The sequence below is a fragment of the Agaribacterium haliotis genome (assembly GCF_002312815.1).
Lineage (GTDB): Bacteria > Pseudomonadota > Gammaproteobacteria > Pseudomonadales > Cellvibrionaceae > Agaribacterium > Agaribacterium haliotis.
In genome coordinates this window covers 12,984-36,513 of sequence record NZ_NKQJ01000017.1, presented here as the reverse complement: position 1 = coordinate 36,513, position 23,530 = coordinate 12,984, and the positions used below count along the sequence as shown (strand labels likewise).

The window sequence follows — 23,530 nt, the reverse complement described above, 5'->3', positions numbered from 1 at the left end:
CGCTTGGAGATAACAATGAAACGCAAGCTCTGCGCTTTGGCCCTGTTTGGCCTACTCAGTCCCTTAACCCATGCCGCTGAAGTAACGATGTCCCCCTCGGGAGATTGGGGCGCGGCCTTTCAAGGCGAAAGCCATATACTCAACGATGAAAGCGCCAGCATCGACGGCTGGAAATTAAGCTTCAGTGCCGATTTCACTATCGACCAAATTTGGAACGCCAGAATTATTTCCAAAGACGGCAATCGCTATGTTATTGGCAGCATGGATTACAACGCCGTTATCCAGCCCGGCGAAAAAGCGCAGTTTGGTTTTATCGCTTCCCCCGGCAATAGCCGCATGCCTGTCGACATCGTTTTTGAAGGCGGGCAAGGCAGCCTGCCGAGTCCATCGCCAAGCCCAAGCCCCAGCGTTAGCCCATCGCCGATGACAAGCCCGTCGCCACAGGTCAGTCCGTCACCGCAAACGAGCCCGTCCCCGGCCGTCAGCCCATCGCCAGTTGTCAGCATGCCGCCCTCGGCCGCCAAACCCGGGGATGACTGGCTCAGTGTCAGCGGCAACAAAATTGTCAACAAAGAAGGCCAGATAGTCTGGCTGACCGGCGCCAACTGGTTTGGTTTTAACACCACCGAGCGTGTCTTCCACGGTCTGTGGAGTGTCAACCTCGACGACACCATTAAAGCCATGGCCGATCGCGGCATCAACCTGATTCGCGTGCCGTTTTCCACCGAAATTGTGCACGAGTGGATGACCGGCAACGCCGTCACGCCATCGGTCAATACCCACGCCAACCCAGAGCTTGTGGGCATGGACAGCCTGGAAATCTTCGATGAATTTTTGGCCTCGGCCAAGCGCCACGGCATGAAAGTTTTGCTCGATGCACACAGCGCCGAAGCCGACAACATGGGCCATATCGCGCCGCTGTGGACCAAGGGCAGCATTACCGAAAAGATGTTTATCGACACCTGGGTATGGCTCGCCGAGCGCTACAAAAACGACGACACCATTGTCGCCTTTGACCTTGAAAACGAACCGCACGGCAAGGCCCACAGCGAAGCCGTATTTGCCAAGTGGGACAACAGCAGCGACGCCAACAACTGGAAGTACATTGCCGAGAAAGTTTCCAAAGCCATTCTCGCGGTCCACCCGGACATCCTGTTAATGATTGAAGGCATCGAGGTCTACCCGGTTGACGGCCAGAGCTGGGACAGCAAAAACGAAGACGACTACCACTTCAACTGGTGGGGCGGCAACTTGCGCGGTGTCGCCGATCACCCTGTCACGGTCGCCGGCCACCAGGACAAAATCATGTACAGCCCACACGACTACGGCCCGCTGGTACACAAGCAGAACTGGTTCTACCCGGGCTTTAACAAAGACACCCTGATTGCCGATGTCTGGCAGGACAACTGGCTCTACATCCACCAGCAGGAAATCAGCCCACTGCTTATCGGTGAGTGGGGCGGCTTCTTAGATGGCGGCGACAACGAAACCTGGCTCTACGCCATTCGCGAGCTGCTCGACGAGTACAAAATGCATCACACCTTCTGGTGCCTAAACCCGAACTCCGGAGACACCGGCGGTCTGCTGACCGGCGACTGGACAACCTGGGACGAAGACAAATACGGCCTGCTTGAACCCGTGCTCTGGCAAACCACTGGCGGCCGTTATATCGGCCTCGACCACGAAGTGCCGCTCGGCGCCACGGGCATCACCGTTAAACAGCACTACTTAAACGGCGGCGCTGAGCCCATCGGCCTGTGATCACACAACAAACAAAAGCAACCGCAAAACAATAACAGTGACAAGCCCGCAGCCTGGCTGCGGGCAACGAGGATGAAAAAATGAAAAAGACCTTTGCATTAAACGGACTCTTTGCGGCAATGGCCCTGGCAGCTGGCGGCGCCGACGCTGCGCCAAACTACGGCGAAGCCCTACAAAAATCCATTTATTTTTACGAAGCCCAGCAAGGCGGCAAATTGCCCGACTGGAACCGCGTTGAGTGGCGCGGCGACGCCGTACTCGACGACGGCAAGGACGTCGGCGTTGATTTAAGTGGCGGCTGGTTTGATGCCGGCGATCACGTTAAGTTTGGTTTCCCGATGGCCGCCTCGGCCACCACACTTGCCTGGGGTGTGATCGAATACCCCGAAGCTTATGAGCAAAGTGGGCAGATGCAGCATATTAAAAACAATCTGCGTTTTGTCGCCGACTATTTTATGAAGGCTCACGCTGCGCCAAACACCTTGTACGGCCAGGTCGGCACCGGCTCTGACGATCACGCCTGGTGGGGCTCACCGGAAGTGGTGCACTTGACCAGTCGCGCCGCCAGCAAGCGCCCTTCGTACAAAATCGACGCCAGCTGCCCGGGTTCTGACCTCGCCGGCGAAACCGCCGCCGCGCTTGCGGCCATCAGCATGATTTTCAAAGGTGAAGACCCGGCTTACGCCGCCAAGCTGGTCAAACACGCGCGCGAGCTGCACAGCTTTGCCCATACCTATCAGGGCAAATACAGCGACTGTATTACCGATGCCACCGCGTTTTACAACAGCTGGAGCGGCTACAAAGATGAACTGGTTTGGTCGTCAATCTGGCTCTATCAGGCCACTGGCGAAGCGAGCTACTTAGACAAAGCCAAGGCCGACTACGCCAACCTCAATACCGAACAGCAGAGCACGGTTAAATCCTACAAGTGGACACACGCCTGGGACGACAAAGGCTACGGCTCTTATGTGATGATGGCCAAGCTCACCGGCGACAGCGAATACATGGCCGATGCCGAGCGCTGGCTCGACTACTGGAGCACCGGCTACGACGGCCAGCGCATCAAATACACCGCCGGCGGCCTCGCCCAGCTCGATACCTGGGGCGCGACCCGCTACGCGGCCAACACCTCGTTTATTGCACTGATTTACTCCGATTACCTGAAAAAAGTCGACCCGGGCAATAACAAAGTTGCCAACTATTACGACTTTGCCGTCGGCCAGATGGAATACATCTTGGGCGACAACCCCAGCGGCCACCCCTACCAGATCGGCATGGCGGCGAATGGGCCCAAAAACCCTCACCACCGCGGCGCCCACGGCACCTGGGCCGACAGCTTAACTGTACCGGCTGAAAGCCGTCACTTGCTGGTTGGCGCCTTAGTAGGCGGCCCCGGCACCGGCGATGCTTACAGCGATGACCGCGGCGACTACATCGCCAACGAAGTGGCGACCGACTACAACGCGGGTTTCACCGGCGCACTGGCGCGCCTGTATCTCGACTTCGGCGGCAAGCCAATTCCAGAGAGCCAGTTCCCGGCAAAAGAAGTGCGTGACCTTGAATACTTTGTCGAGGCCAAAACCAACGCCACCGGCCCCCGCCATATCGAAATTGCCGCGCGCGTGAACAACCGCTCGGCCTGGCCCGCCGCCAACCTGGATAAAGCCAAGTTCCGCTACTTTGTCGATCTCGGCGCCGAGATCGATGCGGGCTACAGTGTCGACGAGATCAAAGTGACCACGGCTTATTCACAGGCGACCAGCGTCAGCCAGCTGCGCCCCTGGGGCAACCCCGCCGACAATATCTACTACACCGAAATCGACTTCAGCGGCGTGGATATCTTCCCTGGCGGCCAGAGCGACCACAAAAAAGAAGTGCAATTTCGCATCAGCCTGCCGACCAATAACAACAATCCGGATTGGGACAACAGCGCCGACCCGTCGTGGGACAACTACGGCAGTGGCTACAAAAATGCTGACAAGATTGCGCTCTACAACGGCAGCACGCTTGTCTGGGGTGCAGAGCCAACAGCACCTTGCGGTGGCGCCAGCGGCATTAACTGTACACCGGTCGCCGAAGACTTAACATTCAGCACCGCCGCCGATACCGCGCTCGACATCAAGTTAAGTGCAAAAGACAGCGACGGCAGCATCAGCAGCTACAGCTATAGCGAGCCGATGCACGGCAGTTTAAGCGGCAGCGGCGCGATGCTGACCTACCTGCCCGACGCCGGTTATTTCGGCAGCGATAGCTTCACTTACAGCGCTACGGACAACGACGGCGGAGTCAGCAATAAAGCGACTGTCAGCATTACTGTCGAAGAGCCCATGCTGCCTTCTATTGCCATCAACAGCCCGGCCGACGGCAGCGATGTTTACACCGGCAGTGAGTTCGAACTCAACTTTGCCCTGGCCAATGCCGCCAGCGCCAAAGTGCTTATCGACGGCACACAAGTAGCCAGCGGGGTGAGCAGCCCTGTCACACTTCAAGCGCCAGATGCTGAAGGCATGTTTATGCTAGAAGTCATCGCTTTGCATGCCGATGGCCAGGAGCTAAGCGCCAGTGCCAGCATTGAGCTCAATGCCGTTATGGCGCCGGCCAATACCGCACCTGAAGCAATGTTCACAGCCACAAGCAGCGGCCTTAGTGTGATGGTCGATGCCAGCGAATCCAGCGATCAAGACGGCGACGCGCTCAGCTACAGCTGGGACTTCGACGGCGTTGAGAAAAGCGGCATAAGCGCCAGCCACCGCTTTGATCAAGCCGGCACCTACACCGTGACACTTACGGTAAGTGACGGCATAGCCAGCGATGAAACGAGCCAGCAGGTCAGTGTCGTCGCCGCCGAGGCCGGCCTTCAATGTGAGTACGAAGTGGCCAATGAGTGGAACACAGGTTTTGTCGCGGTTATTCGCCTAAGCAACACCGGCAGTGAAGCGGTTGAGGGCTGGTCAGTCAGCTGGAGCTATCCGGCGGGTGTCACTCGCGATCACGGCTGGAATGCCGAAGTCAGCGGCAACAACCCCTACACCGCCACGCCTTTGAACTGGAACAGCGTCATCCAGCCGGGGCAAAGTGTGGAGTTTGGCATGCAAGGCAGTAAACCAGATGGCTCAGCCGCACCCGTGGTTGAGCTCGACGGGGATGCCTGTCTGTAAAAGCTAAAGCAATGCGCGCGGGCTAGAGCCTCGCGCGCATTGCCACAAAGCTAAACAAATTCCGGCCTGTTCGAGAGGGCCGGTTTTTAATACCCGACACGGATGCATCAGAGATGAAATATTTACGTTTAATTCAAAGTGCTGCGGCGCTTGTTGCCACAGTCACTATGCAGCAAACCGTACAGGCCCACGGTTTAATGGTCGAACCGCCATCGCGCAACGCCGTCTGTGGGCTCAATGAAAAACCCGATCAAGCGAGCCAACAGGCCTGCATTGATGCCTTTGCCGATGACGCCCAGGGCGGTTACAACTTTATGAGTGTGCTGACGCACGATGTCGGCCGCAAAGGTGTCAGCCCGCTACCCACTAATGTCTGTGGCTTTGATGCTGAAACCTGGCAAGGTGGCGCAACACCGTGGGATGTCGCCACCAACTGGCCGGCCCAGGCAGCCACGGCCGGGCCCTTAGACATCGTCTGGAATATAAGCTGGGGCCCCCACTTCGACGACACCGAAGAATTTCGCTACTGGATTACCAAAAGCGACTTTGTTTTTGACGCCGAACAAAACCTAAGCTGGGATGACTTTGAAGAGCAGGCCTTTTGTATTTTAACTTACGACGACAGCCAACCTGAGGCCAACCCATATATTGTCGCCGACAAGCCGGGCAATACCTTTCGCACCACCTGCACCCTGCCGAAGCGCAGTGGCCACCATGTGATTTACGGCGAGTGGGGGCGCAACGCCTTTACTTACGAGCGCTTTCACGGCTGCATCGACCTGGCGTTTGCAGACGGCCCGAGGCCACCATCGGCCCACGCTCAATCCCTTAGTACCGAATTAAACCAGCCACTTAAGCTGAGTTTAAGCGGCAGTGATATCGACGGCGCGGTTGTCGACTACCAACTAGTATCCGACCCGGCCTACGGCAGCTTAAGCGGCGCCGGCATGGACTGGGTGTATCAGCCCAATGCGGGGTTTAGCGGCCAAGATAGCTTTGATTTTATTGTCATTGATAACGACGGCCTTAAATCTGAAGCCGCCAGTGTTTTTATTAATGTAAAAGCTGAAAACCTGGCGCCGGTTGCAATGATTCACGCCGACATCAACGGCTTAGATGTCATGTTGCACGGCCACGACTCCAGTGACCCCGACGGCGACATGCTCAACTATCAGTGGCAGCTCGGCGACGGCACAACGGCCGAGGGGCCCCACCTAAAACACAGTTATGCCAAACCCGGCAGCTACACCGTTGAACTGAGCGTCGACGACGGCCAACTAACAGACCGCTCAAGCTTGCAGCTAAATCTCACCAATACTGAAGAAGGCGGCAAGCTCGAGTGCAGCTATGCAGTAAGCAACGAATGGAATAACGGTTTTATTGCCAACATCCGTTTAAGCAACCCCAGCAGCCAAAGCATTAGCGATTGGTCCGTCAGCTGGCAGTTCCCGGACGGCGTGAAATACGAGAACGTCTGGAACGCCGAGCTCAGCGGCGACAAACTCTATAACGCCAGCCCCGTAAACTGGAACCGCAGCATCCAGCCCGGGCAAAGTATTGAGTTTGGCCTGCAAGTCAGTAAACCCGAAGGCACGGCCGCGCCAGTGGTCGTTTTGCAAGGCGAGCTCTGCCGTTAAACACGCCGGGCCCACAGGGCCTTAATATTTTCTCCATCTCTCCTGTATTTAGCCCCTTATCAAGGGGCTTTTTTTATACGCGCGGCGCTTATTACCAAGTGCAATAGAGCCTTCAGCTAAACAAAAAGCCTTCAGCGTAATAGAGCCCTCAGCTAAAAAGAGCCCTCAGCTAAAAAGAGCCCTCAGCTCAACAAAAAGCCTTCAGCTAAAAAAAGCCCTCAGCGAAACACTAAACACCGCCGGGCTTATCGTAAAACCGCCGAGCTTAAAAAAAAGCCCCGCTAAAAAATAGCAGGGCCTATAGGCAGTGCCGCATGCACTTACTCGTGAACAGCAGCAGCTTTTAGTTCAGCTCCAGCTCGATACGATCGGCGTTCCACTCCCAGCTATTCGGCGAACCAAAGGCCTCAAGTACCAGCGTATTTTCACCCGCAGCCAAGGTAACTGTGGTTTCAAAAACAACTTCGTCAAACTGATCCCAGTCACCATTTTGGGGTACCGCAGCTGTAATAGTCTCGCTGTCGTTAAAGCTCAATTTGGCATTGGCTCCGTTTACCGTTGTGCCTGCATAGAGCCTTACCGTGTACGTACCCGCCTGTTCAAGTGTGAACGAATAGGCCGCCCAATCGCCAGACTGAACGTGATTCACCGCACCGATATCACCCAAACTAAAACTTGAAAAACCACCAAAAGCCCCGCCGGTTGCATCAAAATCTTCCACTTCAATGGTGCTTATTTTGGCAACAACATCGACGGTCACACTCGCCGTTGCGCCGTTGCTGTAAGTGAACACATCGCGGCCAACAAAACCGGGCTCAGGAGTGTAGATCACCCGTTGGCCGTCTGTGCTTAGGCTGCCGTTGTTAGGGGCGCCTGACCCAGCAACACTGACGACCGACAGCTCTGCGCCAGTGCGATCAAAGTCATTTGCCAAGACATCGATAACAACCGCCTCACCGACAAATGTCGTGACACTATCTGGCAGAGCGTAGACTTCGGGAATCTCTGACGGGCGAGTAGGAAAAGGATAAACGCCCACTAAAGCTGTTGCTGTTTTCTCTCCGTCGCTAACGGTGTAAGAGAAACTATCAGCCTTGCCCTGACGATCAGAGATGGTAACGCTGGTATCGGTAAAGCTTACCGTGCCGTAACTCGGGCTAACCGCGTCACCGGCGGCAACAATGCGCAGCTCATCGTTTTCAAAATCGACATCATTGTCCAGCACATGAATAACAACAGGGTCTGGATTAATAGCAAGCCAACTGACGTAATCATCTTCGGCAACCGGAGCGCTGTTGGCCGGGTTCACCTCAACCTGAACGATGCCGATATCAGCGCCGGTACTGTAGGCAAAACTGTCGCTGCCAATAAAACCGGGATTGGGCGTGTAGATAATCGTTGAGCCGCTAACAGAGATAGAACCGTGCTGCGCCGGGGCTGGCATGCCGGCTGAGACAATCGAAAAGCTGCTGCCGTCGAGGCTGAAATCATTCACCAGCGGGGAAATAACAACCGGCTCACCTTCTGTGGTTGTGGCAAAGTCGGCGACCGCATAGGGCCCCGGCTCAGCCGGACTATTTAATGGCTGGTAATAAATACCCACTAGTGCCGTCGATGTCTGTTCGCCATCGCTAATGGTGTAACTAAAACTGTCCGGCTCAGCGCCTGAGCCCGTTGGCCGATAAATAACACTCGAATCGCTAAAGCTGACCGAGCCTGCCTGAGCGCTGACACTGCCCTCTACTGCCACCACACGAAGTGAGTCCGCATCGGCATCACTGTCGTTGTTAAGCACCTGAACCACAATATCACTCGCACTTAAGGCCCACTTTGGCGCCACATCAGGTTCGGCAAGCGGCGCGCTGTTAGCGGCTTGAAGCGGCGTAAAAACAATGTGACTGGCATTCCACTGCCAGGACGAGGCAGAGCCAACGCTCGCCAGGCGAAAGTTATTCAAACCTTGAGCTAATGAAAGCTCTTCAGCGAGTACAAACTCACTAAAACTATCCCAGGCGCCGGTGTTAAGAATCGCGGCACTGAGCTCTTGCCCATCAATAACCACACTTGCATTGGCGTCGCTAAGCGGCGTAGCGGCAAACAGCGAAAGTTTATAGAGCCCGGTGTACGGGAGCTCAACGGAATACTCGGCCCAGTCGCCCGCCTGGTTGTGATTGATGCCTAAAGCATAGGTGTTAAAGCCCGCATAGGGGCCGCCTGTCGCACTAAAATTTTCAGCATCAACAACGATGGCATCACTGGCACTTGCCGACAACGACATACTGGCAATGGCCAGGCTCAAAGGTAAGTTTTTCAGGATATGTTTCATAAACGTCCGCCCCTAATAAAAAAAACAAATAAATAAGGCCAAAACACTGCGCGGCAAACAAAGCCTCTGACTATGCCGACCCGCTTATTGGCCACAAAATCAATCACTGTGCACATTCACAATAAGCGTATGTGAACAGCGAGCTCAGCTTACACAGGCCGCCATCGAGTTTTGTCTGCGTTTTGTAACGAAAAGGACTTTTTTATATTTTCATAAAAAATAGCGGCGCCTTAAATATCAAAGCATAGAATTCAAAGCTAAAAATTGAGCGTGAAGGGTTGAGGGTTAAGAATTGGGAGTTAAGAATTGGGAGTTAAGAATTGGGGGTTAAGAGTTGAGAGTTGAGAGTTGAGAGTTGAGAGTTGAGAGCTGAGAGTTGAGAGTTGAGAGTTGAGAACTCAAAACTAAGAGCGGCGGGCCCGAAGCGCACAAATCAAAAAAACACGCGACGAAACTGGCACGTTTTATTAAACACTGACACAAAAAATAAAATTATTTTTCCACGCTAAGAAATAAAACGGGTTTTGATCTTAGCAGGCTGCTAGGGCCTGTTAAAACAGGATTTAATCCAGAGGCAAATTAAAACGATAACCAATATTGCGCACAGAAGTAATAAAGCGCGGCTGTTTTGGTGTGTCGCCAATTTTAGCCCTCAAGGTGTTGACACATCGATCCACACTGCGGCCGGTGGTTAATAAGTTGCCCTGCCATACGCTATCGAGCAGCGCCTCTCTGCTAACCGCTTGATTGGCTTTTTTTAGAAGGTACTCCAGCAATCCGTATTCTTTAGGCGTAAGTGAAATATTTCCACGCTGCTGATGCACAAGTTGCTTAGATCGTGTATCTAAGCTGAACGCAGCAAAATCATAGCGCTCTTGCAGCGGCCGAATATGGCGGCGCAAACTCGCTTCGCATCGCGCGTGCAGCTGCTTGGCGCTAAAAGGTTTAACGACATAATCGTCGGCCCCGAGGTTGAGCCCGCGGACTATATGCTCTTCTTCGCCCCTTGCCGTCAACATAATCAGTGGGCAGTTGATGTCGGCTTCGCGAATTCTCGCACAGACTTCAAAGCCGTTAATTTTGGGCAGCATCACATCCAAAAGAATTAAATCAAAATCATTCGACAAGGCCATTTGAATGGCTTGCTCACCATCTCTGGCAACTTGAATGTCGTAATTTTTTTTAGAAAAACTGCCCTTTAAGCCCAGAAGAATAGCCCGATCATCCTCCACGATCAGCAATTTGGATGCACACTTCCCAGGTTTAACTAATGCATCAACACTCATCAGCGGCGCTCCTCTTCGCAAGTGTCTGCGACATAAATCGGCAGTTTAATGCTGAACTCACTACCTTGCCCGGCTTTGCTACAAACAACAAGCTCACCATTGTGTTTATCAACAATATTTTTCGCAATATACAAACCCAAACCACAGCCCTCGCTTGACCGGCTTAAACGCTGATCCACCCGATAAAAACGATCGAATATTTTTTTCTGTTCCGCCGCCGACAAACCCACACCGTTATCGCGCACCCGAATATAAACGTAACATTCATCCCTTGCCAGGCTAAGCTCGATAGACTTGTGTTCACCTGTGTATTTATAAGCATTCTCGAGCAGGTTAATTAATGCAATGCACAACTTGTCTTTGTCTGCAAAAATAAACGCTTTTGCGCATCCAGAAGCATCGTCACGAGGAGCGTTATGGGAAGGAACGTCATTGGAAGGAGCGTTATGGGAAGGAGCGTTATGGGAAGCAGCGTTATGAGAAGAAAGGTCGTGGGAAGCAGCGTCGATAAAAGAAACATAATGAAAATCAACACAGGCCTGATCAAACTTATGTTTAATTGCCGACATTGCCATAAACAGCACAGATTCGGCATCTAGTACAACAAAATCAAAATTTGTTATGTCGCGTTCGACCTGCGTGTACTCCAAAAAATTATTCACCAGGCGGGTTAAACGCTCATTTTCTTCACCGATCACCGTCACATACTCAAACAAATGTGGTGCCATAAGCGCTCGCTCATCGGTAATATTTTCAACCAGCAACTTCACCGAGCTCAGCGGCGTTTTAAGTTCGTGAGAGACGGTCGATATAACGTCACTTTTTAACTGATTTATTCGCTCTTGCCCGCGCACCCTTAGCAGCACGGCAATCGACGAGACTATAAGCAGCAAAATGATTGAGCTAGCCGTGCCAATATACATGCTAAACCTAATCATATTTTCACGATCAAAGTAGTTCGAATCATCCGAAAGCAGATAAATAGTAAAACCGTGCAACACGCCGCTCAATGCTTTTTCATACAGCACCACCGTCGCATCGATAGGCCGGGCGTCTTCACCATCAGGCAAGGCAAGATTGTTGGGCGATACCGCGCTGGCCCTAATTGAGCTCAAATGTGGGCCATCAACGTGCTCTGCAATCACCTCTTTAACGGCCCGCTCAAATAAGCTGCGATCAATCAACAGCGATAAGTTCCTGTCCGGGCCGTGTAACACCATCACTGAATCAGTTGATTTCAACGCCGCCATGCCTCCGCTTTCAATCGCGGCCAAAAAACTGTTGGCTAAGGCTTCGGCGCCATAAGTTTTAAACACAAAAGGCCGAAGATGTGGATAAATCAGCTTAAGTTCGGCCTCCATCGCCAACAAGCGCTGCATCATATAAAGGCGCTGCTGCGAATTCAGCGCCGCTGTTTTTTCAGAATAAGTATCCAGCAACTCAATTAGCGCAGCCATCATCGCTTCAATACGGCCGGGAGCAACGCGCATTTGCCCCTGTTCCAGTGCAATCTCAAGGCCGCGTATTAAACCGCTTAAGATAAATTCAGGCCCGCCTGCACCGGCATTATTTAGCTGGAGCAAGCGCTCGTAATAATCAAAAGCGCTGGCCCACTGCCCCAAGCGATAGTAACAACGTGCAATTGCCAGAACTAATTGCACTTGCTCACCGAAGTTGGCGCGCTCAAACAAAGCCAGATACAGCTGTAAGGCCTGAGTCGCGTCATTTTTCTGAAACTCAAGTAACTGCGCCTTTCTCCAAGCGGGCCGGGTACGCGGCAGTTCCAGCTCAACAACAGGCTGAGGATAAAGCAGCTGCCCCTCAGACCAGGCCAGCGCCGCCAGCACCGGCTGCTCAGTGACTATCGCCGGGTAGCTGGCAATGCCATTTTCACGCCAGCGCAGCTCCACAGCGCTTAACCACTCGTCCCAGTGTTGCTGGATACGGGCAACCGCACGATCGGCATCGCGCTTGTAAATAATTTCTAAGCGTTTACTGCTGGCTAGGCGCTCATTTTCAATTGCACCAAACATAAACCAAATCACACAGACAACCGGCGCACAAACACCGAGCACAAGAAAAACAAACCACGGCGAAAGTTTGTTAACGCCTATTTTTTTATTCAGCATCACTTTCATTTATTTTTGATCAGCCGATCTAAAATATAATCGTGATCCGCCTGCATTATTTTTGCGCTTTGCCTGGATGAATAAAAAACGATGTGATAGGTGTATTTTTTTTGCCTGTTCGGAAATAAACTTCGGTCTTCGACCTCATCGCCATAACTGGTTTTATAGTCTGCCTGGTAGCGCAGGGCAGAATAGTCACCCAACTGTATGTGGCTCAGCGAGTTTGGCCTTAATTTGTAATCGAGATAATAGGCCTCAGCCCAGCCGATTGACTCTTCGGCAAGCTCCGCCAAGCTGACCTGTTGCCAGTTGTCTCTCGGCGCCACATTAATTCCGTATTGCGCAACAGAGAGCCCATTAAACGGCAGCAAGACATAGTTCTGACCGTCAAGTGCACGGCTTTTAACCGCATACATTAACCAGCGCGGCGGCAGATTAATCGTCAGGCTGGCACTTAAAACATGGGCCAGTTCCTGTTTTGCGGCAGCCGAGCGGTAGTTGCGCAGCTTGGTGGTCAGCTCGCCCTGGCGCGCTTGCAAAATCAGGCGCCTTTGGTCGCGGGCAATCCAGTAGCTCTCATCGCGCACAGCAATGTCATTCAAGACGTAGGTGACTTTGAGCTGATAAGCGCGAAAATTTCCCGCCGGCACCTCAAGCGCGACATCGGCGTCGACCACCTCAATATTGGCCCGATAGGCCGTTACACCGCCCCCGTCAAAAAGCGACAAACTGGCCCGATAATGCTCGTGCAGAGGTAAACGACGCAAAATATCAACCAGATCCGTGGCCAGATAAGCGGCATTTTGCTCAAATTCATAGGATATTCCGTTGGGCGGTTTATCGTAGCTTATGCGAGTACCGTTTGCGCGCAGCGCCTCTAAGACCCGGCCAAAATTGTGCCGCTGATAACTGACAAAACGGTTCGCCTCATCAAAACTTAGCGACTGCTCAAAGCGATACTCATTTTTTTGTGCAAAAACGGTAATATTTTCAGTCTTCCACTGTCGACCAAGCGCCGAGACCAGCTCGGATTTTATCCGTGTCGTATACTTACCAAGTGAGCCGTTAATATCGTAGGATTCATATTCCAGCACTTCGCCATCGCGCCAGGGGCTCGGCAAAAGCTCTACACCTTGCTGTTGAAGATAGCTTTGAGATTGCTGCAGCACATTTTGCACTTGCGCGAACTCGGCAAAATCCTCGAGCAAGCGCTGGTGAATGCTCGCCACCTGCTTGTTGGCGCCGATAAGACTGTAGCAGTGAGCAGCCCGAAGTAGTGCCTGCGCCTGTAAGTGTTTATGTTTGCTGTGTTTGGCAACATGTTGATACAACAGGGCAGCGCCCTTTAAATCACCGAGCACCTCTTGCAAATAAAAAGCTCGCTGTAGATTAACAGCCTCAGGTTTTAAGCTGGTTTTAGCTTCAAGCTCAGCTGAGTCGGGCTTAAGTGTTATCGCTGCTGTTATCGCTGTCGTTGTCTCTGTCTTAGCCGCGGCCGAATTAAACAGCGCCATGCCAAACACCAACATGCCCACGCACACCGCGCACCAGACATCGCCATACCGCTGCATATTCAATCCATCGCTAACTTCGCGCGCAATGGTAACAAAAGTTTGTACGCGTATTGTCCTGGAATTGTAACCACGGCGTATTTAATCGAAGTGCACAGGCCCTCTTTGGCGCCAGAATCGACCGCACTGGCGCAGCGAGTTCAAAAAGGCAGCGGTTACATTCATTTACAGTTTTATTTACAGGCGCACATTAAGCTAAGCCGGTAGAACACAATAGCTATTGCAGCATTCAAACAAGCCAACAATGCAACCAACAATGCAACTAGGGCCTGTAAATACATAGTGGCTATTAACGAGGCACTTAGAAGCCCCAGACAAGACCTAGACAAAACACAAACAAGGAAGCAGCATGGAAACGCTACAGACATTGCCCCAAAGCAACGACGCCGGCACCGTACGACGCCTGAGAATAAAAGAAAAAACATTTATCGCCTGTGCGGCGCTGATATTTATTTTACTGAGTGTCGCCGACTTAGTTGAAGACCATCAACAAGCCCACAGTGCATTGATGCTGCTAGGTGATCTGTTTTATAGCTTTATATTTTTAGCCCTGCTCGCCTTTTTGTGGAAGACCTTGCCACTGTCTTTAGGCCGACGCCACGCCCAGCTCAATCAACAGGCCACATTAAGCCAGCAACAAGCCGCCGCCTGGCAGCAACAAGCCGAGCATTTTATCCGCGGTTTAAGCGCGCTAATTAATCAACAGTTTGACCAGTGGCAGCTCAGCCAGGCGGAGAAGCAGGTCGCTGCACTGCTGTTAAAAGGTTTAAGCCTGAAAGAATTAGCACTGATCCGGGAGGCTAGCCAAAGTACCGTGCGCCAACAAGCCTGCGCTATTTATAAAAAAGCCGGGCTCAAAAATCGTTCGGAGTTGGCCGCGTTTTTTCTAGAAGATATCTTAGTCATTGAGCACAACAACGCCGATGAGCACAAAAAACACATAGCACACAAGTCGGAGTCTTAAGCACATAAGCACTAAAAAAAGGCAAACGAACATTTGCCGTATTTGTTTTGCGCCGCTGCGGCAATAGATTCACACACTCATTCACTAGCAGGGAATCTAGCCCCATGACTCAGTTTCAGACTCCTGGCCCTTTAGCGGCTTTACCCAACTCGCTGACGACAAAGCGCGCGGCCGTAGCGCTGACTTTAACAGGTTTATTAAGTGCCTGCGGCGGCGACACCGCGTTTCCAAGTGAGCCACTTAACCTTGATTACACACTCGAACTCAGGCAGCTCGGCGAAGAAATAGAGCACTTAAGTGGCATCAGTTTAAATTTTGATAACGGCGCCTTTGCGGTACTCGGTCAAGGCGGCGATATTGTGATGCTCGACAGTGTTGGCCTTGTGCTCGAGCGTTTTGATATCGACATCGGCGACAGCAAAATCTGGACAGGCATTGAATATGCCGGCGACGAGCAGTACCTGCTTAGCACCCTCGACGGAGAGATTCACAGGCTCTATGCCGAGCAGCAATACAGTGAGCTCGAAGTTGATTTGAGCTTTGATATCAGCGAGCTCAATGCTGTGGCTTATGACTTTCAGCAAAACAGCATCCTTGCGATCAGCGAAGCGCCATACAAAGTACTGTTTACAATAAAACAAGATGGCCGCATCAGTCAGAAAAAACTCGAGCCGCGCTTTGACAACTACCGCATTGAAGGCCTGCATATGGGCGAGCAGGGTTTGTACATCATGACACGAGGTTATGAACTGGACGCCGAGCCGCGTGCCAATGTTGTTATCAAAACCGATGCTAAAGCCAATTTTGATAGCGCCTGGCAGCTCGATGCAGGCCCGAGTTCTGGCCTTGTTGTGATTGATGAACAGGCACCGAGAATTATCAGCGCCTTTAACGATACTGCTGCGAGTTTAAAATCTTATGAACCTGAACCCGAAACCAGCACGGCCGAATTTACTGCACTTAGCAGCATTGACAAAGTTGAACTTAACTTTAACCAACCTTCCGGTCTCGACTACCACAGCCGAGATAATCTGTTTTCTGTCAGCGACTTTGGTGAGATTCGTCATATTCAGCCTGATGGACAAAACACCTTATTATTTAGCCTAGACGACCAACAGGGCAGCTACGAAGCCATCGCCAGCGACGGCCCCTTAGATCACGTTCGCTTGCATTTATTAAAATCGCTGGAAAACTCCGGCCCGTCAAAAATTGAAAGCTATACGCGCGATGGCCTGTTGTTAACCAGCCGGGATATCCAGGCGCTGAGCCCGCAAGACAGCGGGCAAAATGCTAGCACCAGCGAACACGTGTTTGACGCACTTGATTATGTCGCCGCAAACGATCTTTTTTATCTGATTAATGCCAGCGCCGGGCGCGCCAAATACCTATATCAGCTCGGCCCCGAACAACAGCAAAACACCGCCCTGGGCACGGCCTATACACCCTACCAGATTTCGGCCTTAAGTGTTGATGCCACAAGCAATACCCTGTATTTCAGCACGGATGAATATATGCAAAACGGCAACAAATACGCCGGCCTGCTGATTAAATACGACTTAACGCAGCAACAGGAAATAGGCCGCTTTTCCATCGTCGATGGCGACAACAACAGCATCGGTGCGGTCAGCCCTTCAGGCCTCGCGCTCGATCTAGACCTGCGCCAGCTGTTGATTAGCTCCGATATGGACAACAGTGCGATGCATATTTTTGAACTGCCGGAATAGGCGATAGCAAAGGCTAACAAAAACTAGCCACTGATAAAGTTAGTAATAACAAAGCGAGTGTGCGTAAGCGAGAGTCTTATCTCAAAGCGCCACTCGCTTTTTTGTTCAAGTGTTCACCTGCGTACAGTTGATGTGCTCCAGGCGCACAGTCGCGCCGCTGCCCACAAGGCTAGTTTGTTGTTTTTATTTTGTTTTTTACATCTGGCACAGAAGTCGCTAAAAGAAATAGCTGAAAGAAGTCACTAACAGATTTAGCCGCTAAGCTCCTATAAGTTTTAGCACATAGCTTTTGCTAACTACACCAAACAAACAACTAGCGCCGACCGCCATGCTACACAACTACCTTGTACTCGCCTTGCGCAACTTAAAAAACCATAGCCTGTTCAGTGTTATCAATATCGGCAGCCTGTGCCTGGGTCTTTGTCTGTGCCTGTTGACAGCGGCCTATGTTATTTACGAAATTGACTACGACAGCGGCTATCAGCACAGTGATCGCATCGTGCGTGTGCACCGCCACTATGGCGGCGAAGACATGCACCTGGCCGCGGTTGCCGCGCCGTTTAAAGATGCACTGGAAAAAAACTTCAGTAAAGATATAGAGCGTGTTGCCCGCCTGGGCATGCTGCCTGCGATGCCAATGAGCTATGGCGACGTAGTTATCAATGTCGACGACATGCTCTTTGGCGAGGATAAAATCTTTGACATCTTTGATTTTGAGTTTATCGAAGGCGATAAATTTGATGCCCTCGGCAGCGCCAACAGCATTGTTTTAACTAAAAGCTCGGCGCAAAAATTCTTTGGCCAGCAGCCGGCTTTAGGCAAAGAGCTGCTGCTCTACGGTCTCTACCCTCTTACCGTTACCGCGGTGATCAATGATCTAGATAAACAAAGCCACCTTAGGTTCGGCAGCCTGTTGAGCCTGGAAAACCTGCGCAACAGCTTCCCCCAGGATTTAGTTAACTGGGACTTCAACAATTTTTACACCTATTTACTTTTAAACTCTGAAACTGACTCAGGCGCACTCGAGCTTAAAATAAACAACTTGCTAGCCGAGCTGGGCAACGACATCGCCAACGATCAAAGCTTGAGTTTAATGCCACTTAAAAAGATACACCTGCACTCAAACTTAAGTTATGAGATGAAAGCCAATGGCAGTTATATTCTGGTCTGGGGCTTTTCTGCCATCGCCCTGCTTATTTTAATTATCGCCTGCATTAACTTTGTCAACTTAAGCACCGCAAGGGCCAGCCATCGGGCCAAAGAAATAGGTGTGCGCAAAAGCTTAGGCGCAAGCCGCCAACAGTTAATTACGCAATTTCTATTTGAGTCGTTTTTAATGAGTGTGCTGGCCATGTTGCTTGCGCTTGCACTGGCAGAACTGCTGATGCCTTCGCTAGCGAGTTTTGTAGAGCTTCCACTTAGTATCAAGCTGCTGTACCAAAAGCAAGGCCTGTTGGCGATGCTGGTTTTGCTTATTGTTGTCACTATTTTTGCAGGCGGCTATCCGGCGTTTTATCTCAGTAACTTAAAAGCCATTCACGCTCTTAAAGCCCGGCAAAAAAATAGCTCGGGCGCACGCAGTTTTCGCACTGCCTTAGTGCTATTGCAGTTTTCAACATCCATCGCACTGATTATTGCGACCCATATCATTGTTAAACAAACCGATTTTGCCTTACAGCAAGAGCTCGGTTACCAAAAAGCCCAGGTCGTCAATATCAGCTTAAGCCACAGCAAAGGCTACGAAAACCGCCACGTTTTGTATCGCACGCTAAAAGAGCGTTTATTGCAAAGTGAGCACATCGTATCAGTTGCCGCCGCGCAGCAACTGCCAACCATGGCTTTTCGCGATATTTGGTCCTATGTCAAAGAGGGGCAAAAACTCGGCACCAATGATACGGTATCGCTGCCAACCTTAAATGCAGGTTATCAATTTCATCAGCACTACCAGATCCCGCTGTTAGCGGGCCGCTATTTTTCACAAGAACTCGGCGATCAGTTTGTGCGCATACCGAGCGACGAAAACCCCATCGGCGAAGGCAAGGCCATTGTCAGCCGCTCGGCGGCGCAGGCTTTGGGCTACAGCCCCGAGCAGGCCGTCGATAAAATTATTAAAATCCCCTTCCCTCCGGGCTCAACCAACTACCATATTGTCGGTGTTGTTGAAGATATACACTTGGGCAGTTTAAAAGAACAGCAAAAACCTCAGGTCTACCACCTGGTGCAAAATGAAGAGCGCTTTGTCAGTGTGCGTTTGGCAGCGGGCCATATACAAGAGGCATTAAGCTATATAAAACAAAGCTGGCAGACGATGCTTCCCGGCGAGCCCCTGCCACTTCGTTTTTTAGATAAGGATATAGAACTGCTGTATAGCGCAGAGAAAAAACAGAGTCAGCTGCTCGCTTTTAGCTCCGCGCTAACGGTCATCATTGCCTGCATGGGCCTATTTGGCCTTGCCGTATTTACCACCGAGCGACGCCAAAAAGAAATCGCTATTCGAAAAACACTCGGCGCAAGCAGCTCAAGCATTGTTATGCTGCTTAGCAAAGAATTTGTTTTATTAGTGCTTAGCGCCAATTTAATCGCCTGGCCGATGGCCTATATTTTTATTCAAAGCTGGCTAAACAATTTTAGCCGCCATATAGAGCTTGGCTTTGGCCCCTTTATCAGCGCCGCCCTAATAGCCCTTGGCCTCGCCTGGCTAACCACCGCCGCCCACGCCGGCGCCATTGCTATGGATAGGCCGGTAAAGCGTTTACGCTATGAATAAACAAAGCAAACAAGCGGCATAAACTGCAGGCAAAAAAAAGCCGGTCAAAGACCGGCTAGTAAGACTGACTAAAACAAAAACATGCAGCTAATTTTAGGGCCTGCTTATAGGCTTGCTAAATTCAAAGGTCTGCAGACCGACAGTACTGACGTGGCCGTCTGTATCTTCAAAGGTGATTTCGATCTGGTTGTCGCCCTGCTGAAGCAAGCTGTAATCCACCGGAATTTCTAACACCCCCCAGAAAACAATGCGGCCGCGATACTGGCCAAAACGATCGTAGCGCTGATCGTAGCCGCGATAGTCGGCGGGCACATTGACCACCTGGCCATTAACTTTAACAACAGGCTGCAGGCTCTTTTCGTGGTGGCGACCAACGCCGAGGCGCAAAATGGCTTCACCGTGAGTGCCTTTATTGACACCGGCTACGGTATAACTAAGCGGACTGCCATCTTCAATGGCCTGCACCATGGTCGGCGAGAACAGTTTTTTCTCAACCGAGCTATCACTGATATTGATATTGTTTTGATATTCAACAATCAAGATCGCCGTCGATTCTGCACCAAGTTTTATGGATGCGGGAATGCTAGCGCCGTAATTGTGTTCGGCATAGCGCACACCGCCGTCACTGCCCTGGTAAATATGGCGCAACTTAACATTGCTAACGGCGGCACCGGCGCCATTTAATTGCAGGTTTAAGGCCGACTCACTGAACTCAAGGCTGTTGGCAATCACAAACAATTTATTGCCGTCGACATAAGCATCAACCTGAATATCCAGATCCGACGCCCAACTATCTACACGTGTGCCGTTGACGTCTTTCCACAAGTCGTAGTGGTGAACAATGTCGGAGTACATCCACTCACCGCTGCCATTGTTAACGCGCTCGTGCTCTTGCACCATCAAACGCCACGGGTAGTTGGTAATACGCCCCCACGGAGTTTGATACTTGGCCCAGTCGCCGTGCGCTTTTACCGTGACAAACGGTACCGCCGCGCCGATGCGATCGGGGCGCTGCATAAACTGCAACATCATTGCGCTGTAGGCTTTCACCTGCAGCCAGTCGCGCTCTGGGTTCCACGGAATACCGAAGTCGCCTTGCATCTGCGTGCCGTATTCAGAAATCACATAGGGTTTTACTTCGTCCCAGTGCGAAGCCTGGTAGGCATCGAGCATGTCAAAAATAGCTTCGATATAAGAGCCTTTGCGGTATTGCTCAAAGAATTCACCCTTGGCGCTGTACGGAATATTCGGGAAGTCGTACAAGTGCAGCGAGAAGAAATCCATATTCTCGCCGGCAATATCTAAAAAGCGCTTGTCCCACTCTTTCCAGCGCTTAAAGTCGACAGCATTCCAGCGGCCCCACTGCACACCGTTTTGATCGGCGCTGTACGGATCGGCTTCGTAGTCGGGGAACGCGACGGTGTAACCGCCAACTTTTGTGCCCGGCGCCACCGCGTGAATCTGATCGGCAACACCGTTGTGGTAGCGGAAAATACGCTCAACTTCTTCTTCCGGCTGATAGCCGTGGTGGCCGGCGTTGCGCACCAAGTCGTAAATCGGCTCGTTAATCACTTCCACCCAGGCCGGTTTGTTTGGCCCGCTGTCGTTAACACTGGCGCGGAAGAAGTGCTTAATGTAGTTGCCCATAAAGTGGCCGGTGGCGCTGCCAAAAGGCTCGGCTGCAGTTTCCGCGCTGCTAAAGGTAAAGTTATTCATACCCTTTTGGCCGTCGGCGTAGAACGGACGATAATAAGCGGCCTGAATAAAGTTCTGGTTGCGATCGTCGTACTGGCTGCGCACATAGTTGTTGCGCAGGCCCTGACCGCGGCTTTGCATATAGGCCTCAGATGCCCAACCCGAGCGCGACGGGTCTTCCTGGGCACTGGTAACTTCGAGCGTCATTTCACCGGTGTCGCGACCAAAATACACATCGCGGCCGTTGAGAAAATCATTCATCACGTCCGGCAATTTATTTGGCTCGTTGCCACTGTGCTGGCCGCCGCTAATCCAGTCTCTGTCTTTCGGGAAGCTGTGCAGAGTAATAAATTTGCTGCGCTCAAAGCTGTCGACACCGCCAACTTCGTGGCGCACATCCATATTTACCTGAACATCAACACCGCCGGCGCTGCGCTCGCGTGCCATCTGCGCATTGGGCGCAACTTCTGGCTGACGCGGATCATCCTGACCGAGGTACATCAACTTAAAGTAATAAGCGCTCCACTGCCACGCGGATTCACCGGCGCTCTCAATACGCAGGGTATGGCCACCGGCCTGCTTCACTTTTATTACCGGCGCAATATCAAACCAGCGCCAGGTCGCCCAGTCTCCGGCACCTTGCATAGGCGTTTCGGAGACAAGCTTGCCGTCGAGGTAGACTTTGGCACCTATGCCCTCAGTTGCCGGCGAGGCGATTTCAAGGCTTAGGCGGTAGTAACCGGGAATATCGAAGTTGATATCGTATTCGGCCCACTCACCACGGGTATTGTGGCTGATGCCAGAGGCACTGCTCTCGCGATTCCAGCCGTCGACGTCGTCACCATCGATGGTCTCGGCGCCGCGGCCGGTGCGATCGTAAAAACCTGTTGGGATAAAAAACTTACGGCGCGCGGGTTTCTGAGAAAAATCCTCACCGATATAGTCACGCGGATTGTCCCAGTCAAAACCGCAGTCGTCAGTGCACGGGCTCGGTGACGGCACTGGGCTTGGCGACGGGCTCGGACTTGGTGACGGGCTCGGGCTTGGCGACGGGCTCGGGCTTGGCGACGGGCTCGGGCTTGGCGACGGGCTCGGGCTTGGCGACGGGCTCGGGCTTGGCGACGGGCTCGGGCTTGGCGACGGGCTCGGGCTTGGCGACGGGCTCGGGCTTGGCGACGGGCTCGGGCTTACAATCGGGCTCGGGCTGACAACCGGGCTTGGGCTGACAACCGGACTTGGGCTGACAACCGGGCTTGGGCTGACAACCGGGCTCGGGCTGACAACCGGGCTTGGGCTGACAACCGGGCTTGGGCTTACAACCGGGCTTGGGCTTACAACCGGGCTTGGGCTTACAACCGGGCTCGGGCTTACAATCGGGCTTGGGCTTACAACTGGCAGCGGCTTATAAACGCCTTCATAAACGATATCAATAGCGCGTGCGTTCCACTGCCACTCAGTTTGGCCAAAGCTCTCAAGGCGAAGTGTATGCTCACCAGCGCTGGCTATCAGCAACTGGTCCGTCACACTAAACTCCATCCACGCTGTCCAACTGCCATCAATGCTGGTCTGAGAAACGGGAAGCTCGGCAACAGCTTCGCCATCGAGCAATAAACGTAAGTTTGTGTCGCCATCAACTGGCGTCGCTAACTCAATAACAACGCTGTAGCGGCCGGGCGCTTTAAAGTCGACAAGGTAGTCGGCCCAGTCGCCACTGGTAATATGGGTAGCTGCATCGCCGTTTGGATAAAAACCGGGGAAGCTATCTTCTGTTGCGGGCGTGCCATCACCTGTCGCGCTGTACGCCGATGCAAGCAAGCGGTAATCGGCCACCGGGCTCGGCGACGGACTTGGGCTTAGCGAAAACTGGGGGCTGGGCGTGACCAAGGGGCTCGGGCTAACCTGCGGACTGGCTTCCGGACTAGGGTTTGGATTTGGGCTTGGATTTGGACTCGGCTGTGGCGCAACACTTGGCGCGGCGCTGGGCACAGAACTGGGCAGCGGGCTCGGCAACGGCTGGGAGCTGACAGCAGGGCTCGGCATTAAACTGGGAACCGGGCTCGGTGCCGGGCTAAAACCATTGCCTGGGCTGGCGCTGGCAACAGGGCTCGGGCTAGGCGCACCACCGCCGGGAAGGCTTGAGCCTCCACCACCGCCACACGCAGCTAAGCCGGCGGCTAAAGCGCTGACACTAAGGAATTGAAAGACTGACTTCATACTGCTCCCCAATCGTTTATCGAAAACGGCAACAACGCTTGTTAAGTTTTGGGCAGCCTAGTTATCGGCACCACACTTAAGTAGCAAGCAAAAAACCTTGCTTGCACCGCGTCGTATTTCGCTAAATTTAAGGGCGCGAGTCTAAGGCTTGCGAATAAAACAAAGACATCAGGCAGAAGTTGGAATTTGTCAGAGCTTTGATTTAGCCTGCAACTCAAGCTGAGACACAAGTCACAAAGTGAAAAATTACGAATTCGAATCGCCGTATTGCGGCATCAAAAACCAAGAGAAATTTAAA

At 52.3% G+C, this 23,530-nt stretch carries 11 protein-coding genes; 6 read left to right on the top strand and 5 right to left on the bottom strand.

Features of this window, described 5'->3' with window-relative positions; all coding sequences use genetic code 11:
* The first annotated feature begins 15 nt into the window (after positions 1-15).
* The 3 genes from CFK45_RS16960 (at position 16) to CFK45_RS16950 (ending at position 6,556) form a co-directional block, all read left to right on the top strand.
* Positions 16-1,761 carry a cellulase family glycosylhydrolase gene (locus CFK45_RS16960; protein WP_096087640.1) on the top strand — a complete coding sequence of 582 codons (1,746 nt, stop codon included), beginning with the start codon at positions 16-18 and terminating at the stop codon, positions 1,759-1,761.
* An 80-nt stretch (positions 1,762-1,841) separates the two neighbouring features.
* Positions 1,842-4,919 (top strand): glycoside hydrolase family 9 protein, encoded by a 3,078-nt coding sequence (locus CFK45_RS16955; protein ID WP_096087639.1) that lies wholly within the window; start codon positions 1,842-1,844, stop codon positions 4,917-4,919.
* Positions 4,920-5,032: 113 nt separating this feature from the next.
* Complete coding sequence (locus CFK45_RS16950; protein WP_096087638.1) at positions 5,033-6,556, top strand: lytic polysaccharide monooxygenase; 1,524 nt, start codon at positions 5,033-5,035, stop codon at positions 6,554-6,556.
* Positions 6,557-6,899: 343 nt separating this feature from the next.
* On the opposite strand, the gene CFK45_RS16945 is transcribed toward CFK45_RS16950, so the two are convergent.
* The 4 genes from CFK45_RS16945 to CFK45_RS16930 form a co-directional block, all read right to left on the bottom strand.
* Positions 6,900-8,882, bottom strand: coding sequence for an Ig-like domain-containing protein (locus tag CFK45_RS16945; protein ID WP_096087637.1), 1,983 nt, complete (start codon positions 8,880-8,882; stop codon positions 6,900-6,902).
* A 563-nt stretch (positions 8,883-9,445) separates the two neighbouring features.
* Positions 9,446-10,168 carry a response regulator transcription factor gene (locus tag CFK45_RS16940; RefSeq protein WP_096087636.1) on the bottom strand — a complete coding sequence of 241 codons (723 nt, stop codon included), beginning with the start codon at positions 10,166-10,168 and terminating at the stop codon, positions 9,446-9,448.
* Positions 10,168-12,306, bottom strand: coding sequence for an ATP-binding protein (locus tag CFK45_RS16935; protein ID WP_096087635.1), 2,139 nt, complete (start codon positions 12,304-12,306; stop codon positions 10,168-10,170). The genes CFK45_RS16940 and CFK45_RS16935 overlap by 1 nt, the downstream gene beginning before the upstream one ends.
* Entirely contained in the window at positions 12,303-13,868 is a 1,566-nt protein-coding gene (locus CFK45_RS16930; RefSeq protein WP_143247629.1) for a hypothetical protein, read from the bottom strand. Before CFK45_RS16930 ends, CFK45_RS16935 begins: the two co-directional genes overlap by 4 nt.
* A 349-nt stretch (positions 13,869-14,217) precedes the next feature.
* Here CFK45_RS16930 and CFK45_RS16925 point away from each other — a divergent pair, with 349 nt between their 5' ends.
* From CFK45_RS16925 to CFK45_RS16915, 3 genes are all read left to right on the top strand, one after another.
* Positions 14,218-14,832 (top strand): helix-turn-helix transcriptional regulator, encoded by a 615-nt coding sequence (locus tag CFK45_RS16925; protein ID WP_096087633.1) that lies wholly within the window; start codon positions 14,218-14,220, stop codon positions 14,830-14,832.
* Between the two features lie 104 nt (positions 14,833-14,936).
* On the top strand, positions 14,937-16,556 hold the full coding sequence (locus CFK45_RS16920; protein ID WP_096087632.1) for an SdiA-regulated/phytase-like domain-containing protein: 1,620 nt from the start codon (positions 14,937-14,939) through the stop codon (positions 16,554-16,556).
* Between the two features lie 328 nt (positions 16,557-16,884).
* On the top strand, positions 16,885-19,323 hold the full coding sequence (locus CFK45_RS16915) for an ABC transporter permease (RefSeq protein WP_096087631.1): 2,439 nt from the start codon (positions 16,885-16,887) through the stop codon (positions 19,321-19,323).
* A gap of 93 nt (positions 19,324-19,416) precedes the next feature.
* Here CFK45_RS16915 and CFK45_RS16910 read toward each other — a convergent pair whose 3' ends face one another.
* Positions 19,417-23,232, bottom strand: coding sequence for a carbohydrate-binding protein (locus CFK45_RS16910; RefSeq protein WP_096087630.1), 3,816 nt, complete (start codon positions 23,230-23,232; stop codon positions 19,417-19,419).
* Positions 23,233-23,530: the final 298 nt, after the last annotated feature.

What these genes read in the sequence shown, in the direction of transcription:
- CFK45_RS16960 (WP_096087640.1), top strand. Translation starts at nt 16, where the DNA reads ATGAAACGCAAGCTCTGCGCTTTGGCCCTGTTTGGCCTACTCAGTCCC.
- CFK45_RS16955 (WP_096087639.1), top strand. Translation starts at nt 1,842, where the DNA reads ATGAAAAAGACCTTTGCATTAAACGGACTCTTTGCGGCAATGGCCCTG.
- CFK45_RS16950 (WP_096087638.1), top strand. Translation starts at nt 5,033, where the DNA reads ATGAAATATTTACGTTTAATTCAAAGTGCTGCGGCGCTTGTTGCCACA.
- CFK45_RS16945 (WP_096087637.1), bottom strand. Translation starts at nt 8,882, where the DNA reads ATGAAACATATCCTGAAAAACTTACCTTTGAGCCTGGCCATTGCCAGT.
- CFK45_RS16940 (WP_096087636.1), bottom strand. Translation starts at nt 10,168, where the DNA reads ATGAGTGTTGATGCATTAGTTAAACCTGGGAAGTGTGCATCCAAATTG.
- CFK45_RS16935 (WP_096087635.1), bottom strand. Translation starts at nt 12,306, where the DNA reads ATGAAAGTGATGCTGAATAAAAAAATAGGCGTTAACAAACTTTCGCCG.
- CFK45_RS16930 (WP_143247629.1), bottom strand. Translation starts at nt 13,868, where the DNA reads ATGCAGCGGTATGGCGATGTCTGGTGCGCGGTGTGCGTGGGCATGTTG.
- CFK45_RS16925 (WP_096087633.1), top strand. Translation starts at nt 14,218, where the DNA reads ATGGAAACGCTACAGACATTGCCCCAAAGCAACGACGCCGGCACCGTA.
- CFK45_RS16920 (WP_096087632.1), top strand. Translation starts at nt 14,937, where the DNA reads ATGACTCAGTTTCAGACTCCTGGCCCTTTAGCGGCTTTACCCAACTCG.
- CFK45_RS16915 (WP_096087631.1), top strand. Translation starts at nt 16,885, where the DNA reads ATGCTACACAACTACCTTGTACTCGCCTTGCGCAACTTAAAAAACCAT.
- CFK45_RS16910 (WP_096087630.1), bottom strand. Translation starts at nt 23,232, where the DNA reads ATGAAGTCAGTCTTTCAATTCCTTAGTGTCAGCGCTTTAGCCGCCGGC.